This window comes from Paraprevotella sp., from assembly GCF_986071375.1.
Genome location: NZ_CFQRNQ010000004.1, coordinates 96437 through 114582 on the forward strand (window position 1 = coordinate 96437; position 18146 = coordinate 114582).

Consider the following 18146-nt stretch of genomic DNA (forward strand, 5'->3'; position numbering starts at 1 on the left):
ACAACTTTAACCGCATTAATTTAAGAAAAACTAAGCAGGCTTATTGCCCAGTTTGATCAACAGCAAACCGACGGCTGTCCACACCAGTTCGCGCAGACGGACAATCAAACCGGTGTAAACACCGTAGGCACCGGCCAGGGAAAGTCCGCCCACGGCTAAGGCAAAACCGCCTTCACGCGCTCCCATACCCATCGGAATAAAGAAAAACAAATTGGCAAAAAGCGACGTGAAAGCCTGTATCAGCACGCAATCCCAAAAAGAAACATGATCGGTCAGTATCAGCAAGATGAACTGGATTTCAAGACAACCGGCCACCCGCACGGCGAACTCTATGAACAACGACAGGTAGAACGTGGACTTACGCTGTGCATGCAAGGCGGCTATCTGGCTGTCCACCTTCCGTATGGACTCTTCCCGCGTGCCGATGAACCGCCGCAGACGGGACTTCAACCCGGGTATATGGGCCAACAAGCGCAAGGCTTTCATGGCTAACCCGTTTTTATATCCCTTCTGGAAGAAGTAAATGCCCGCAGCGCAGAAGGCGGAACAAACGGTCATGAATACCGCCATCCCCGCCGACATTTCCCGGCCATAGAGCCACAAATAAAGGAGAATGGAGAAAGTCCAAAAACAGAAATGGGAAAAGATGTGCATCATGGCATACAAAATCACACTGGATGTTGCCTTGGCCGCCCCCACGTAGGGCGTCAGCTCCATGATACGGTAAGGCTCGCCGCCGAGCAGTCCCACCGGAGTGACATAGTTCAGCGCATAACCGCTGACCGTGTACTTATAAATCTTCAGGAAAGGAATTTTCGGTGCCGCCCCGTCGTGGATGATGACCGACCAAGCCCAGGCGTTGGCCAGATAAAGGAAGACCCATAAGAGGATGACGGCCGGAAACCAGTATCCCGCCCGACGGACGTTGTCCCATAATTCCGAATAGGACAAGTCCGAAGTGCAGAGCATAATAATGATGGCCACCACGCCGATGGCCAGAAACACGTTACGGTAAAGAGGCTTCATGTTATTCTTCCGGAGCGTTCAGTTTGAGTTTGTCGCTGTCGTCACGACGCTCGTGATACTGCTTGCGCAAAGGATGGGCATACGCTTCTTCGTAACGGGCACGGTTGCGGTACACATCCAATGCCGCATAGACCGCCTGGCGGAAGGATGACTCGTCGGCCTTTCCCTGTCCGGCGATATCGTAGGCCGTACCATGGTCTGGAGAAGTACGGACGATGGGCAGTCCTGCCGTATAATTCACCCCGTCCGCCATGGACAGTGCCTTGAACGGTGCCAATCCCTGGTCGTGATACATGGCCAACACGCCGTCGAAATGCTCGTACGTACGGTTTCCGAAAAAGCCGTCGGCCGCATAAGGGCCGAAACAGAAAACGCCATCCTTCTCCATCTCCTGGAGAGCCGGACGGATAATATCCTTTTCTTCCGTGCCCAACAGGCCGCCGTCGCCGGCATGGGGGTTCAGTGCCAATACGGCGATACGCGGGTTCGATACATTAAAATCCTTGCGCAACGCCTCATGGAAGATACGGATTTTTTGCATAACGGCTTCCTTGGTTATCGCCTGCGCCACGTCGCGAATCGGCAAATGTGTAGTCACCAAAGCCACGCGAAGCACGTCATTCATCAAAATCATCAGTGCCTCCCGGCCTTCGCCGACGCGCTCCTGTATATATTCCGTATGTCCGGGAAAGTGGAAACCATCTCCCTGTATCGTTGCCTTGTTGATGGGTGCCGTCACCAATACATCGAACAGTCTCTCGCGATAATCCACCATAGCCCTTTCCAAAGCCGCCAAAGCCGCTTTGCCGCTCTCGGCAGAGGGCTGTCCGAAATCGATTTTCACCTCTTCTTCCAGACAGTCCACCAAATTCAACTTGCCCTCCACGGCCTCGTCCGCTTTTTGTATCGTGACGAAGTTTGTCGTCAGCTCCATCGCCTTGCGGTGATAAGTGGCCACTTTGGGCGAACCATATATAATAGGTATACATAACTCCAACATCATCGGTTCGCTGAAAAGCTTCAGGATAACCTCGTATCCCACACCGTTTATGTCACCGTGGGTTATCCCCACCAATATCTTACCATTCTTCATATCTTTTGTTTCTGATTTATTCTTGTTCTTTTCCTGCCACCACGCTGACTTCGGGTATGTTGGCTTTCAATTCACGGGCTTGCTCGCCCGGCAAGCAAAGGGTGTACAACGCAGCCTCCAACCGACGAATCAGCCCTCTCTTCATTTTCTCCGGCGCATAAACAAAGCCTTCCGCCACCACCACGCGGTTGTTCAACGTGTCCACCCGGGAATGGCTGACAAACGGGCCGCCCATGGCATCATGCTCCATTTTCCACAGTCCGCGTGCCTCCATGGCATACCCTCCTTTCACCGTAATGGGTTTCACCGAAGTACAAACCGTGTCGGTAGCCATATACATACGGGGTTCCACACCGGGGATATTGACTTTCATCACGGAATCGCGTTTGGCCAACACGTATGCCTTGTTGAACGTCCAAGGCCCTTCATAAGGATAGGAATACATACAGATGTTCACTAACCCGGAAGCCGTGTTGGAAGAAGTCCAGAAGAAGTCTTTCCCTTTCTTGTAGCTCTTGATTTCCGCCGGTGCCCAGAATTGGCAACCGAAGATGGAATCGGCCAAGAAAGACACGACTTCCGAATGTTTTTTCTCCAATTCATTGATTTGCCGGTTCATTTCCATTTTCACCAGAAAGTCGATGATGGCCCGGGCATTCTTTTTCACAAAAGCGGCAAAGTCCTTTTCATTCGGACTTTGAATCGTCAGCAGCACTTGCGGCCGGGCATACACGTCACGCGTGAACTTCATTTTGGTCTGCGTATATTGGTTAGGAGCAATATCCACCTTTATGATGTTCCGGAAAATGTTCAACACCTGATTAAAACGCTTCGGGTCGGTCTGCGAAATACGAAACGAACGCTCGGGCTGCGGAAGACCGGGGATATCCGTATCCAACACATCAAACAACGCACGTCCCGCAGGACGTTGCCACAAGGAGTCGCCCACAACGACCAACACTTCGTACGGGCGTCCACTGGACGTAGGCTTAGCCAAATGGTCACAGGCAGCCAACAGCATTACGGCAACCCATATCCCGCACCACGACATCCACCGATTTCCTAAAATCCTTTTCATAGCCTTATTCTGTTTTTTTAAGTTCCACACCTTGTTGTTTCGCCGTGCTCAACAATCCGCAAGCGGCAAAAATATCCTGTCCGCGCGACGCCCGGATGGTAGAAAAAAGCCCGTGCCCGGTCAGGTAATCCCGAAAACGCAACATGCCTTCCTCCGACGTCCCCTTCAAGTCCACGCCGGGAACGGGATGGAAACGAATCAAGTTCATCCGGCATTCCACCCCTCCAAGCAAGCGCAAGAGCTCCTTGGCATGCGCCAAGGTGTCGTTCACCCCTTCAAACATCGTATATTCAAAAGAAAGGCGACGTTGGTGCGTAAAGTCGTACTCCCGGAGCAACGCCACGATTTCCTGCAGGCCGTAACTGTTCTCGGCCGGCATCAACCGGGCACGTTGGTCGGCAAACGGGTTATGCAGGCTGACTGCCAGATGACATTCACTCTCGTCCAAAAAACGTTTCAGCCCCTTGCGCAGTCCGACGGTAGACACCGTAATGCGCTTAGGACTCCAGGCATAGCCATAATCGGCTGTCAGAATCTCCGTGGCGCGCAACACATTATCCAGATTGTCCAACGGTTCTCCCTGCCCCATGAACACCACATTGGTCAGGGTGTCGCGCTCCGGCAGCGAATACAGTTGGTTCAGGATATCAGCAGCCGTCAGCTGTCCGGAAAAGCCTTGTTTTCCGGTCATGCAAAAACGGCAGTTCATCCTGCACCCCACCTGGGAAGACACGCAAAGCGTAGCCCGGTCGCCATCGGGGATATACACCGTCTCCACGTATCCGCCCGCCGCCGTACGGTACAGATACTTCACGGTCCCGTCTGCCGAGCGTTGGCAATCCACCGGACCCAAGCAGCCCACGGTATAACGTTCGTTCAACAAACATCGGTTCTTCGCCGAAATATTGGTCATTTCGTCAATGGAAGCCACCTTCTTCCCATATAGCCATTCCGCCATCTGACGGGCGGCAAAAGACGGCATACCGATTTCCCCCGCCACGGACTTCAACTCCGACAACGTCATGCCCAATAATGCTATCTTATCCTCCACGGTTATCTCTTCTCCTTTATTTTACAGGCAAAGTTACGGAAAAAAGAGAAAACTTTCCACTATATTGGACTTCTATTAGTATATTTGCACGCTATAATACATAAATTACCACATGAAATCGTCATCACATTCTCCACGAATAGACTGTTTCCTCCCTTGCGGAACAGAGAACCAAATGGCCGGACTGGTACAGGAACTCCGCAGCAGTGGATGGACAGGCCGTATCTACGGGCTGTGCCCCGTTGGTGTCGAGGCCACCCTGCCAGATACCTGCTTACCGTTGCACACCGACGGTATTTTCAGCACACAGGCCATGTTGGACATGGCTCGCCTTTGCGAGGCCGAATACTGCCTGTTCTACCACAAAGCCCTGCCGCTTGAACTGGGGTTCCATGCCCTCGACCGCCTGTTGCGTGTGGCCGACGACACCCGTGCCGACTTGCTTTATGCCGACCATTACGCCATACAGGACGGGGCACGGCATGCCCATCCGCTCATAGATTACCAAAAGGGCAGCCTGCGCGACGATTTCGATTTCGGCCCGTTGGTCTTGATACGTACAGAAGGCCTGAAAGCATACGCCGGACAAGAGAATTTGCCCGACTATCGTTTCGCTGGATGGTATGACTTACGGCTATACTTGAGCCGCCACGGCAAGTTGTTCCATTTGGACGAACCCCTTTATACGAAAACGGAAACCGACACCCGGAAAAGCGGAGAGAAAAATTTCGACTACGTAGACCCGAAAAACCGCACCGTGCAAATCGAAATGGAAAAAGCCTGTACGGAGCACCTGAAGCAAATCGGGGCTTATCTGGCTCCCGACGAATTCGACGAGGTAGACTTCCGTGCCGAAGATTTCCCTTGCGAGGCCACGGTCGTCATTCCGGTACGCAACCGGGTCCGCACTATCGAAGATGCCATCCGCAGCGTGCTGTCCCAAGAAACAGATTTCGATTTCAACCTTATCGTGGCGGACAATCATTCCACAGACGGAACGACGGAAGCCATCGCACGTTATGCCACCCGTGACCCTCGCGTCGTCCACCTTATCCCCGAACGCGGCGACTTGGGCATCGGGGGCTGTTGGAACTTGGCCGTACACCACCCGCGTTGCGGACGCTTCGTCGTCCAGTTGGATTCGGACGACCTGTACAGTTCACCACAGACTTTGCAGCGCATCATACAAACTTTTTATCATGAAAAGGCAACCATGGTCATCGGAGCCTACCGCATGACGGACTTCTCCCTGCAAACTCTGCCGCCGGGCCTGATAGACCACAAGGAATGGACCCCCGAAAACGGCCGCAACAATGCCTTGCGCATCAACGGACTGGGTGCCCCGCGCGCTTTCTTCACCCCGATTCTGAGGAAGCTGCAAATCCCGAACACCAGTTACGGGGAAGATTATGCACTCGGCTTATGCTTTTCACGCTACTACCGCATCGGGCGCATCTATGAAGAACTTTACTTATGCCGACGTTGGGAAGGCAATTCCGACGCGGCACTGAGCATAGAAAAAGCCAATGCCCACAATCTTTACAAGGACCGGCTGCGTACTATCGAGATAGAAGCCCGCCGCCGACTGAACCGACTGTGGGCACACCCGCTGAATCCCGAAGAAATGCAGGCTTTCTTCCGCAAGCAATTAGAGGACTGGGGCGAAGCCCGGCAACGTTATGAAGACCTGCAAAAAGCAGAGAACAAGGAACTGGCCATCGGCGACCATACGCTGACCGCCCAGTTCAATCCGGCACGAATAGCCTCGACCGGAGCCAATATCTCAGCCGAAGCCTTGGCCGCCCGCCCGTGCTTCCTTTGCGACCTGAACCGGCCGGAGGTACAACACGCCCTGCCCATAGAAGGACATTACCAACTGTTGGTGAACCCTTATCCTATCTTACCGGAACACTTTACCATCCCGGCACGGAGGCATACACCACAAAGCATCCTGCCTCACTTCAAGACCTTGCGCAACATGGCCTGGAACATACCGGAAGCCGTCTTTTTCTACAACGGCCCCGTATGCGGCGCTTCTGCCCCCGACCACATGCACTTCCAGGCAGGGAAACGGGGTGTGTTGCCCATCGAACGGGACTGGAAAAACTACGAAATGGGGATGGAAAAACTCTATCCCCTGCAACCGGACGAAGAAGAGAGCATCGAGGAAATCATGATGCAAAACGCCAACTGCGGGCTCTACATCCTCAAAAGTTATATATGTCCGGTATTTGTCATCCGCACCCGGCCGTCGGAACATCCCTGCCTGCTTTTTGAAAAACTCTACTATGCCCTTCCGCTCTGCGACGGGGAAAACGAACCGCGCATGAACATCATCTGTTGGCGGCAGTCATGGAACGCCGGACGAGAAGACGAAATCGTCATCCTGATTTTCCCACGCAAGAAACACAGGCCGGCCTGCTACGGACAGACCGGCGAGCACCAACTGCTCGTCAGTCCCGGAGCCTTGGATATGGGCGGCCTGTTCATCACACCGAGAGAAAAAGATTTCCGGGCCATCACGGCCGAATTGGCTACGGACATCCTGCGCGAAGTGACGCTGAGCGAAGAAGAACTGAAACCGGTCATCGGGCAGTTCACCCGCCACCAGAAGAAAGACGGCACGGAAAACGCGGAGCCGCGCACGGCTCCGGAACGACTACATGAAGGCACGGAACCCGAAGTCAGCGTAGGCATCATGAGCCGGCAACGTATCCATTTCTCCCTCAACGCCACCTATTCGGCCAAAGGCAGCCTCGTAAGGGGCGAGCAAACGGTAGAATGCAGCGAAGGAGGCATCCTGTGGAACGGAAACCTGTACCGGGAATTGACTTTTACCCCTCAGGAAAACAAAGCTTCTTTCTCGCTTTACGACGTGACAATCGGTATCAAATTCCATTGGGAACGGCAAGAAACGCAAATCTTCAGCGGCACGTTGAAATTAGTGGTGGAAGAAGAAAAAATCGTGGCCATCAACGTGTTGCCGGTGGAAGACTACCTCATCAGTGTCATTTCCAGCGAAATGAACGCCTCCGCCTCTCCTGAGTTCCTGAAAGCATCGGCCGTCATCAGCCGGAGCTGGCTCTATGCCCAGATAGAAAAGCGCAAACAACTGAGTAACCACGACCGTGGATTCTTCTCGTTCAGCAAAAGCGACGGAGAGCTGATCCGTTGGTACGACCGCGAAGACCATACGATATTCGACGTATGTGCCGACGACCATTGCCAACGCTATCAGGGCATCACGCGGGCCAGCAACGAGGCCGTGGTGGAAGCCGTCAAAGCCACACGCGGGCAAATCCTCACGTCGGGGGATGACATCTGCGACGCACGTTTCTCGAAATGCTGCGGCGGAGCGACCGAAGAATTCGAATATTGCTGGGAGGACAAGCATTTGTCTTACCTGACCAGTGTCAGAGATATTGCGCCCGGGAATCTTTCGGGCATCCGTCCGGCGCTGCCGGACCTCACCCGGGAAGAGGAGGCTGAAAAGTGGATACGGAGCAACCCGCCTTCGTTCTGCCACACGGAAGACGAAGAGATACTCCGTCAAGTGCTGAACGACTACGACAGGGAAACCACGGACTTCTACCGTTGGCGCGTGGAATACACGCAAGACGAATTGTCCGGGCTCATCGAGGAGAACCTGAAAACGGATTTTGGCAGCATCCTCGACCTCATCCCCGTGGAACGCGGACGAGGCGGACATATCAGCCGGTTGAGAATCGTCGGTACACAGGAGACACTCGTCATCGGAAAAGAGTTGGAAATACGCCGTGTATTAAGCCACACCCATTTGTTCAGTTCGGCATTCGTGGTCGACAAGGAGGATTTGCACGACGGCATACCCGGCCGGTTCGTCCTCCACGGTGCCGGATGGGGGCACGGCGTGGGCTTATGCCAGATTGGGGCGGCGGTCATGGGAGCCAAAGGTTACCGTTACGACGAAATCCTGAAACATTATTATGACGGAATCACCATCCGGAAAGCCTACTCCTGACAGCCTTATGAAAAGAAAACCTTACGCCATAGACGACCGGCAAACACCGGAAACCCCAAGCCGGAACCCATGGAAATGGATTCCGACCCTGTACTTTGCCGAGGCACTGCCTTACGTGACGGTCATGAGCATCTCTACCGTCATGTACGAACGCATGGGACTTTCCAACGCCGAAATCGCTTTCTACACTAGCGCACTCTACCTCCCGTGGGTCGTCAAACCCCTATGGAGCCCGTTCATCGACCTTGCCAAAAGCAAAAGATGGTGGATATTGGCCATGGAGTTCCTCATCGCCGCCGCCATAGCCGGAGTGGCCTTCACGCTTCCCTCCGCCCATTTCCTCGTCTTTACCCTGATGTTCCTGTGGCTGATGGCTTTCAGCAGTGCCACCCACGACATCGCAGCCGACGGTTTTTACATGTTGGCGCTCGACCCGCACGAGCAAAGCCTGTATGTGGGCATCAGGAGCACGTTCTACCGCATCGCCACCATAGCGGGCAGCGGACTGCTCATCATGTTGGCGGGCACGTTGGAAACTTTCACCCGCCGCATCGCCTATTCGTGGAGCATCGCTTTCTACGTGCTAGCGGCATTCTTCATTGCCGTGACTGCCTACCACTTTTTCCACTTGCCGCGCCCCGACTGCGACCGGACACGAAAAGCCGTGTCGGCCCGCAGCCTGTGGAAAGACATTTGGCTCACCGTCACATCGTTTTTCCGGAAACCGCAGCCTGTGGCCGCCGTCCTTTTCATGCTTTTCTACCGCCTGCCGGAAGCGTTGCTCATCCGGATTTCCAACCTGTTCCTGATTAAACCCGTCAGCGAAGGCGGACTGGGGCTTTCCACGCAGGAAGTAGGGTTCGTACAGGGAACGGTAGGCGTACTCGGCCTGACCCTCGGCGGCATCATAGGCGGTATAGCCGCCTCGCGCAACGGGCTGAAAAAGTGGCTGTGGCCGATGGTATGGAGCATCACGCTACCAGACCTTGTATATGTCTATCTGAGTTACTTCCAGTCTACGAATTTCTTGCTTATCAACGCCATGGTATTCATTGAGCAATTCGGTTACGGCTTTGGCTTCACTGCCTACATGCTGTTCCTCCTATATTATTCGCAAGGGGAACAACAAACTTCGCATTATGCCTTCTGCACGGCTTTCATGGCCCTGTCCATGATGCTGCCGGGCGCCGTGGCCGGAGAATTGCAGGAAGCCGTGGGATACTTCCACTTCTTCCTTATCGTAATGGCCTGCTGCTTGGTGACGGTCGGCGTCACAGCACTGCTGAAAATAGACCCGGAATTCGGGAAAAAAGAACATCATGGAAACCAAGCATAACCTACGGAAAGCCTTGTTGGTGGCCGACGGAGGCTCCACAAAAACCGACTGGTGCCTGGCAGTTCCCCATCGGGAGCCTCAGCTTTTCCGTACGCGTGGACTCAACCCTGCCCTGTTGGAACCTCCCGCCATCCGGGAAATCCTGCAAACGGAACTGCTTCCCCGGTTGGCCCCCCATCTCCAAGGACCGGAAACGGAAACCCATATCTATTATTACGGTGCGGGATGCCTGCCTTCCGTCTGCGACAAGATGGGACAGGCCCTTACCGGACTCTTCCCCCGCTCCACAGCCGAAGTCCATTCCGACCTGTTGGGGGCTGCACGGGCCTTATGCGGACACGAAGCCGGCATTGCCTGCATTTTGGGCACCGGTTCCAATTCCTGCCGTTACGACGGACAGGACATTGTGCAACATGTGTCTCCGTTGGGATACATCTTAGGGGACGAAGGCAGCGGCACAGCTTTAGGCAAACGCCTGATAGGCGACTGGCTCAAAGGACTTTTAGACGAAGAACTAAGCCGTAAGCTGGCGGAAAGCTACGGATGGGACGAAGCTGACATCATCCGGAAAGTGTACCGGGAACCGGAAGCCAACCGTTTCTTAGCTTCTTTCACACCTTTCCTGAAAGCCCACCGTACCCACCCTGACGCCCACCGTATACTCACAGACTGCTTCAAAGCCTTCTTTGAACGGAACATCATGGCTTACCACCCCGGATCGCTTGCCGTACACTTCGTGGGCAGCATAGCCGCCATTTTCCACGAAGAACTGGAGGAGGCTGCCGGAATATACGACATACGGATAGGAAACATCCTCAAAGAACCGATAGACCGGATGGTAAATTACCATCGACAAAAACTGAAAGACAAAGCAGATTAAAAGATTTTTAAGGAAAATGCAGTGTTTTTCGCAAAATATGTTTTATAGCATGTTTTTTTACTTGCACGCACCTAAAAATGCGCTTACCTTTGCAGCGTTATCCTGAAAACAATCTTTTTACCTTAAACAAAACTAATACCTAAAAAACTAAAGAATACGGGTCGCTGTGAAGCGACCCGTATTTCTTTTATCCCTTTAAAAAGGTCCCGTCACCAACCGAGGCCGACAACGGGACCACCGCTCAGGGGCAACTGACGGGAAAGTAATCGAATGAAAAGCGCGGAACTCCACCGTAAGACAATATCGCAGCATTCTTTTCCGGCCTGAGGATAAAAGTGATAGATTGCGTTTCGCTGCGATTTTCTCCGTCTCCCACCTTTTCGTATGTGACCGTCTGCGGAATGCGACGGGTGGTTTTCCCCCACAGTCCGGCATACCAAATAAAATCATAAAGCCCCGGAAAACAATTCATCTCTTGGAGGTAGATACCGGGATTTAACTTCAGGGAATCCTGCATGTCATAGCCAAAAGTATAAATCTCATGCCTCTCGTATAGATTGTTCGTATGGGAAACATCGGAAACCACCGTCTCCAGATTCCCGTCCTTCCAAGTGTACCGCGCCACTCCGGTTTCCCTGTAGCCCGAACTGTTTTCACGACAGTAGTTCATCTCGGTTATATGACCATCGGGGTCGTAAGAAGCCGACACCTCACCTCGAAAAGGACGGGCTTTTCCGCCGTTCGCCGCTTCTTGCTCCATTCCGTTGAACTCCATATAAACCACATAACCTTCCGGAGCGACACGAACGGGCTTGAAACAAACCTCGCAGACGTGACCGGCATCCATGGACTTCTTTTCCTTGAAAGCCCGAAACGCCAACGGATGGCTCTCCACGATAAAAGTACCATATTCCGTACTGTAGCCCCCGACCATCCGTCCGTCACGATATTTAAACCGGGTCATGACACTATCCTCCCGACTCCATCCGGAAATCGGACGCACGATGCCCATATCTCGCAAACAGGGAACCGACACAGCGGCTTCCCCTTCTAAGGGATGCGATTTTTTATTACTCCGACAGGCCACACAGCCACAGGCCATATACGTAACGAGCCATATTTTCATCAAACTACGGACCATTCTTATCATATTCCTGCGTTACTATTATTTTATATTACCAATAGCGGTCCATCTCTTGGTAAGAGATAGACCGACATTTAAAATATACTATTTTACAGCCATTTAAAAAATACAAAGTTTAGAAAAACATCGCATTTCTTAGATTTTTTCATACAGTTACTTGGCGTTATCTGGCTTTTTACCTACATTTGCAAACGGTAGTCTATCTCTTACCAAGAGATGGACTTTTTTCATCCCCCAATAGACCTCGAAAAACGACTAAAAAAACAGCTAAACCAAAGCTTATCCTATAAAAAACGTTAAGCATAGACATTTTAATTCTTTTTCTATTGTTTATTTCAAAAAACTCCGTAACTTTGCATCGTGTTTTTCATAGTATTAGATTTAAGGTTAACAAAGGTTGGGTCAGAGCGCTGACCCCTTTTTTTATATCCTTACTGTGAAGTAGGGATATTTTTTATAGTCGGAAAAAGAAAATCAACGGGGAGTTCTACGGTATTTTTTAACCACTTATAGAAGTGACTTTCATCAATATTTTTCCACCTACAAACACACCTGAAAACCAACCACTTACATTTTCAAAATCGTTCTGTGCCAAATGAAAAATCATTTGGCTGAGACTGATTTTTCAATCTGCGGCAAACGATTTTCAAATCTCCGCAGAATAATTTTTGTTGGTATAGATGAAAAAAATCCCTATTTTTGCAACCACGAAACAAACAAAAGGAAAAAAAACATGCAAAACACCACCATGACGAAACATCCACGCGTGGACGTGGCTGACGTATTACGCGGAATAGCCGTAATGGGCATCATTCTGTTGCACTCCATCGAACATTTCAATTTCTACTCCTACCCCGACACTGCGGGACAAAGCGAGTGGTTGGACTTCAGTGACAAAGCCATCTGGGACGGCATGTTCTTCCTCTTCGGCGGAAAAGCATACGCCGTTTTCGCATTGCTCTTCGGTTTCAGCTTTTTCATCCAATACGACAACCAGCGGCTGCGCGGAAAAGACTTCAGGGGACGGTTTTGCTGGCGGCTCTTCCTGCTTTTCCTTTTCGGCAACCTGAACGCCTCGTTCTTTACGGCGGAGGTATTGGTGCTCTACTCTTTAGTGGGCTTCATCCTTCCGCTCACCTGCCGCCTGAAAGACAAATGGCTGCTGGTACTGGCCTGCGTCCTGCTTATCCAACCCCTACCCTTATACTACGCCATCCGGGCGGCCTGCGACCCGGCATTCGTCACTCCAGCCGTACCCACCGGGCATTTGTGGGCACAAACTTTCGCCGTACAACAGGGCGGCACGTTTTGGGAAACCGTACGCGTGAACCTTTGGGAGGGACAACTGGCCAGCCTGGCTTGGGCCTGGGACAACGGACGTGTGTTCCAGACGGCGGCCTTGTTCCTATTCGGGCTGCTCATCGGCAGACGGGGCTTGTTCCTGAAAGAAAACCTGAAAGTGTGGAACAAGATACTCTGCGGAGCCTTGGTCGCATTTTTCCCCCTATACGGGCTTGGCAACATGCTGCCCGACTTCATCAGCAATCCGTCCGTATTGACCCCGCTGAACCTTGTGGTAAGCTCTTTGTATAAATTCGCTTTCATGTTGGTACTGGTTTCGGGCGGGCTCATGGCCTTTTACCGCACCCGGATGCAAGCGTTCATGAGCAAAATCATCCCATACGGCAAGATGAGCCTGACGAACTACATCACCCAAAGCATTGCCGGAGCCATGCTTTATTACAACTGGGGCTTTTCCTTGCACGACGATTTGGGCATTACGGCTAGCCTGTTGGCCGGAATGGCGTTCTTCGTCCTACAATTCTCTTTCTGCAAATGGTGGATGAAACACCACGACCACGGCCCGTTGGAATATGTGTGGAAACGGGCCACATGGCTGAAATGACCCGTATGGTTACGAATGTTCCTTAACCTTATCATATAATGAGAACTTTATTCCTTCTTATCTTCTTGGGAGTGGCCGGAAACATTTCCGTCCCCTCCCATGCCAAGTCCAAACCACGTGGGGGACAAAACTATTACGTAGATGCGCAAAACGGTGATGACCGCGCCGACGGAAAGAGCGAAAAGACGGCTTGGAAAAGCCTGTCGCGGACGAAAGAAATACAACTGAATGCCGGCGATTCCTTATTATTGCGCAGGAACTCATCATTCAACGGGCTGTTGGAAGTGTCGGCCGAGGGGATGGCAGGCCGTCCGGTCGTAATCGGTGCTTACGGCACAGGCAGGAAACCTTGCATCCAAGCCCCGGACTCGTCGTTGTACACGGTCTTGGTGCGCAATTCAGACTATCTCACTTTAGAGAATCTGGAGGTCGTGAACACCGGAAAGCAAAGGATGGCGAACCGCACGGGCGTGAAAGTGCTCTGCGAAGATTATGGCGTGTCGCACGACATCGTGCTCCGGGCACTCCATATCCACGACGTGAACGGCAGCCTGATCAAACAGAAAGGGGGAGGTTCGGGCATACTCATCGTCAACCGGGGTAAAGACACGCCCTCCACGTTCGACGGATTACGGGTGGAAGACTGCATCATCCGGAGGTGCGAGCGGAACGGCATCATCTGGTCCGGTTACAGCGACCGCGAACATTGGCATCCCAACACGCGTACCGTCATACGCAAAAACCTGATAGAGGAAGTCCCGGGCGACGGCATCGTCCCCATCGGATGCGACGGAGCCTTGATAGAATACAACCTGATGCGCAACTGCCCGGGCACATTGCCCCACAGCGAGGCCGCCGCAGGCTTTTGGCCTTGGAGTTGCGACAACACCGTGATGCAGTTCAACGAAGTGAGCGACCATAAGGCCCCATGGGACGCACAAGGATTCGACTCGGATTACAACTGCCGCAACACGACCATACAATACAACTATAGCCACGACAACGACGGCGGACTGGTCCTGATTTGCAATTCAGGCACGTACCACGGTGCAGGCAACCAAGGCAGCGCGGTGCAATATAATGTGAGCATCAATGACGCTATCCGCCCGCGTGCGACCCGTAGCGGAATATTCTCGGCCAACATCCACATTGCCGGTCCTTGCAAAAACACATTGGTACAACGGAACCTCTTGCATGTCAACCCCAAAACGGAGCCGTTCATCGACCGCAGTATCATCACGTCCGATTCATGGGACGGCTATGCGGACTCTACCGTGTTCCGGGAAAATGTATTCTTCGTCCCGCAGGAATCAGAAATCCGCCTGAACCGCTCCACCCGTAACACGTTCGACGGGAACTATTACTTAGGCAACATAAAAGGCCGTCCCGAAGACCCGAACGGCAGAAACGCATCGGACTATTACAACCAGTGCATCAGCAAAGACCCGTCCGGCTTCAACAGTTTGTCTTTTCTCTTCGACACGGTAATTATCGGTGACGGCTCTGCCGTACTGAAAGCGGTGAACCGGGACACCATCCACCGCTTTTTTGAAATGATGAAAGAAGAATGAGCCTTTCAAAAGAATAACGGGAGCCAGTCTTGCCGACCTCGCTCCCGTTACACTTTTTTATAATATGGCTTTGCCCGTTCCTTAAATGGACAAAATTCCCAATACATTTATCAACTCTTTCTTCACCGGCTTGTCGCTCTTGATGGCATTGCAGAACGGTACGTACACCACTTCATCATTCTTGATGCCGATCATCACGTTACGCTGCCCTTCGCGCAAAGCCGTAATGGCGCCTACCCCCAAACGGGAAGCCAAAATACGGTCGTAAGCACTCGGAGAACCGCCACGCTGCAAATGCCCGAGAATAGACACGCGCACGTCGAACTCGGGGTATTCTTTCTTCACCCGGTCGGCATAATACATGGCACCGCACTTGGGACTTTCGGACACGATAACCATACTGGAACTCTTGCTCTTGCGAATACCCCGGCTGATGAACTGTTCCAACTGGTCGGCATTGGAAGAGTCTTCGGGAATGATGGCAGCTTCCGCCCCGCTAGCTATCGCACTGTTCTGCGCCAGGAAACCGGCATCGCGCCCCATCACTTCGATGAAGAATATACGTTCGTGCGAAGTCGCGGTATCACGAATCTTGTCTACACACTGCACAATGGTATTCAACGTCGTGTCGTAACCGATAGTGGAATCCGTCCCGCTCAGGTCATTGTCGATGGTGCCGGGCAGACCGATACAGGGCACATCGAACTCCTCAGCAAAAATGCGTGCACCTTCAAGCGAACCGTTACCCCCTATGATAATCAAGGCATCAATACCCTGTTCCACCATGTTGTCATAAGCCTTTTTACGCCCCTCCGGCGTAAGGAATTCCTTGCTGCGAGCCGTTTTCAGAATCGTTCCTCCCCTCTGGATGATATTGCTCACATTCTCTGTCGTAAATTCCTGAATTTCGTTGTTAATCAATCCTTCATAACCACGATATATACCTTTTACCTTCAAACCCGCTGCTATCCCGGCACGCGTAACAGCGCGGATAGCGGCATTCATTCCGGGAGCATCTCCTCCGGAAGTCAAAATACCTATACAATTAATCTTTCCCATGTTAGATGATTATAAATGACGCTGCAAAGATACAAACAAAAACAAGAAATACATTCATTTTCTTGCCTTTTTAATTGCATATTTATACCTTTTATTGTAACTTTGCGCCCGATTATATACAACATAATGTCTAACATTATTAATTTTATTATTTTCAATTAATTAAATGGCAGAATTAAAGAACGTAGCACCGTTGGCAGACTTCGACTGGAATGCTTATGAAAGCGGTGACACTCTGGTGAACGAGAGCCGCGAAGCTCAGGAAAAGGCCTACGAAGGCTCTTTAAACAAAGTAAATGACCACGAAGTGGTTGACGGTACGGTTATCGCGATGAACAAGCGTGAAGTGGTGGTGAACATCGGCTTCAAGTCAGACGGCATCATCCCGATGAGCGAATTCCGCTACAATCCCGATTTGAAAGTCGGAGACAAAGTCGAGGTTTACATCGAGAACCAAGAAGACAAGAAAGGACAGCTCATCCTTTCTCACAAGAAGGCACGCGCTACCCGTTCCTGGGATCGTGTGAACGAAGCCCTCGAAAATGAAGAGATCATCAAGGGTTACATCAAATGCCGTACGAAAGGTGGCATGATTGTGGACGTATTCGGCATTGAAGCATTCTTGCCGGGTTCACAAATCGACGTGAAACCCATCCGCGACTACGATGTATTCGTAGGAAAGACTATGGAATTCAAGGTCGTTAAAATCAACCAGGAATTCAAGAATGTCGTTGTTTCGCACAAGGCTCTTATCGAAGCCGAATTGGAACAACAGAAAAAAGAAATCATCAGCAAGCTTGAAAAAGGACAGGTACTTGAGGGTACCGTTAAGAATATCACCTCTTACGGCGTCTTCATCGACTTGGGCGGCGTAGACGGTCTGATCCACATCACCGACCTCTCTTGGGGACGCGTGAGCGATCCGAAAGAAGTGGTACAGCTTGACCAGAAGATCAATGTGGTTATCCTTGACTTCGACGACGAGAAGAAGCGTATCGCATTGGGTCTGAAACAGCTGACTCCGCATCCTTGGGACGCTTTGGATCCGAACTTGAAAGTAGGTGACAAAGTAAAAGGCAAAGTTGTCGTGATGGCCGATTACGGTGCATTCATCGAAATCGCTCCGGGCGTAGAGGGTTTGATTCACGTATCGGAAATGTCTTGGAGCCAACACTTGCGTTCTGCACAGGACTTCATGAAAGTGGGCGACGAAGTAGAAGCTGTCATTCTGACTTTGGATCGTGAAGAACGTAAGATGTCTTTGGGCATCAAACAGCTGAAAGCCGACCCTTGGGAAAACATTGAAGAGAAATACCCCGTAGGTTCCAAACATACGGCCAAAGTACGCAACTTTACGAACTTCGGCGTATTTGTCGAGATAGAAGAAGGCGTAGACGGTTTGATTCATATTTCCGACCTTTCTTGGACAAAGAAAATCAAGCATCCGTCTGAATTTACGCAGATTGGTGCAGAAATCGAGGTTCAGGTATTGGAAATCGACAAAGAAAACCGCCGTTTGAGCTTGGGTCACAAGCAACTTGAAGAGAATCCTTGGGATGTGTTTGAAACCGTATTCACGGTGAACTCTATTCACGAAGGTACTATCGTCGAGATGTTGGACAAAGGCGCTGTAATCCAATTGGAATATGGTGTAGAAGGCTTTGCTACTCCGAAACATTTGGTGAAGGAAGACGGCAGCCAGGCTCAACTGAACGAAAAATTGCAGTTCAAGGTAATTGAGTTTAACAAGGAAAGCAAACGTATCATCTTGTCTCACAGCCGTATCTACGAAGATGCACAGCGCGCTGAAGCTAAAGAAGCCAAAAAAACAACTAACAGCGCCAAGAAAGGTATGAAAAAAGAAGAAACTCCGGTGATTCAAAACCAAGCAGCTGCTACCACCTTGGGTGACATCGACGCATTGGCTGCATTGAAAGCCCAAATGGAAAAAGGCGAATAAGCCACATTCCTAAATAGGAAAAATACGAAAGAAAGGGTGATG

Annotated in this window: 12 protein-coding genes; 6 read left to right on the top strand and 6 right to left on the bottom strand. The window is 51.5% G+C overall.

Annotation, left to right across the window (positions count from 1 at the left end; genetic code table 11):
• Positions 1-30: 30 nt before the first annotated feature.
• From AC5RDV_RS03675 to rlmN, 4 genes are read right to left on the bottom strand one after another with little or no spacing between them, the layout of a single operon-like run.
• Positions 31-1026: a lysylphosphatidylglycerol synthase transmembrane domain-containing protein gene (locus AC5RDV_RS03675; protein WP_008627106.1), complete on the bottom strand. Its 996-nt coding sequence runs from the start codon at positions 1024-1026 to the stop codon at positions 31-33.
• Position 1027: 1 nt separating this feature from the next.
• Positions 1028-2119, bottom strand: a complete 1092-nt coding sequence (gene pdxA / locus AC5RDV_RS03680; RefSeq protein WP_282748018.1) for a 4-hydroxythreonine-4-phosphate dehydrogenase PdxA — start codon at positions 2117-2119, stop codon at positions 1028-1030.
• A 16-nt stretch (positions 2120-2135) separates the two neighbouring features.
• The gene (locus tag AC5RDV_RS03685; RefSeq protein ID WP_276788526.1) at positions 2136-3197 is read right to left on the bottom strand and encodes a DUF4837 family protein; all 1062 of its coding nucleotides are present in this window, start codon (positions 3195-3197) and stop codon (positions 2136-2138) included.
• Positions 3198-3201: 4 nt separating this feature from the next.
• Positions 3202-4248, bottom strand: coding sequence for a dual-specificity RNA methyltransferase RlmN (gene rlmN, locus AC5RDV_RS03690; RefSeq protein WP_008627097.1), 1047 nt, complete (start codon positions 4246-4248; stop codon positions 3202-3204).
• Between the two features lie 112 nt (positions 4249-4360).
• Here rlmN and AC5RDV_RS03695 point away from each other — a divergent pair, with 112 nt between their 5' ends.
• The 3 genes from AC5RDV_RS03695 to AC5RDV_RS03705 are packed head-to-tail and all read left to right on the top strand — an operon-like array spanning position 4361 to position 10464.
• Complete coding sequence (locus AC5RDV_RS03695) at positions 4361-8248, top strand: DUF4922 domain-containing protein (RefSeq protein ID WP_282748019.1); 3888 nt, start codon at positions 4361-4363, stop codon at positions 8246-8248.
• Positions 8249-8255: 7 nt separating this feature from the next.
• Entirely contained in the window at positions 8256-9584 is a 1329-nt protein-coding gene (locus AC5RDV_RS03700; RefSeq protein ID WP_282748020.1) for an MFS transporter, read from the top strand.
• Positions 9568-10464 (top strand): hypothetical protein, encoded by an 897-nt coding sequence (locus AC5RDV_RS03705; protein ID WP_276788513.1) that lies wholly within the window; start codon positions 9568-9570, stop codon positions 10462-10464. Before AC5RDV_RS03700 ends, AC5RDV_RS03705 begins: the two co-directional genes overlap by 17 nt.
• Positions 10465-10705: 241 nt before the next feature.
• Here the strand turns inward: AC5RDV_RS03705 and AC5RDV_RS03710 are convergent, their stop codons facing one another.
• Positions 10706-11614: a hypothetical protein gene (locus AC5RDV_RS03710; RefSeq protein ID WP_282748021.1), complete on the bottom strand. Its 909-nt coding sequence runs from the start codon at positions 11612-11614 to the stop codon at positions 10706-10708.
• Positions 11615-12341: 727 nt separating this feature from the next.
• Here AC5RDV_RS03710 and AC5RDV_RS03715 point away from each other — a divergent pair.
• Both AC5RDV_RS03715 and AC5RDV_RS03720 read left to right on the top strand, forming a co-directional pair.
• Positions 12342-13514, top strand: a complete 1173-nt coding sequence (locus AC5RDV_RS03715) for a DUF418 domain-containing protein (protein ID WP_008627072.1) — start codon at positions 12342-12344, stop codon at positions 13512-13514.
• Between the two features lie 38 nt (positions 13515-13552).
• On the top strand, positions 13553-15085 hold the full coding sequence (locus AC5RDV_RS03720; protein ID WP_130894220.1) for a right-handed parallel beta-helix repeat-containing protein: 1533 nt from the start codon (positions 13553-13555) through the stop codon (positions 15083-15085).
• 81 nt (positions 15086-15166) lie between these two features.
• Here the strand turns inward: AC5RDV_RS03720 and pfkA are convergent, their stop codons facing one another.
• Positions 15167-16144 (bottom strand): 6-phosphofructokinase, encoded by a 978-nt coding sequence (gene pfkA, locus AC5RDV_RS03725; RefSeq protein ID WP_008627064.1) that lies wholly within the window; start codon positions 16142-16144, stop codon positions 15167-15169.
• A 166-nt stretch (positions 16145-16310) separates the two neighbouring features.
• Between pfkA and rpsA the strand changes: the two genes are divergently transcribed.
• Positions 16311-18104 carry a 30S ribosomal protein S1 gene (gene rpsA / locus AC5RDV_RS03730; protein ID WP_282748022.1) on the top strand — a complete coding sequence of 598 codons (1794 nt, stop codon included), beginning with the start codon at positions 16311-16313 and terminating at the stop codon, positions 18102-18104.
• The last annotated feature ends 42 nt before the right edge of the window (positions 18105-18146 follow it).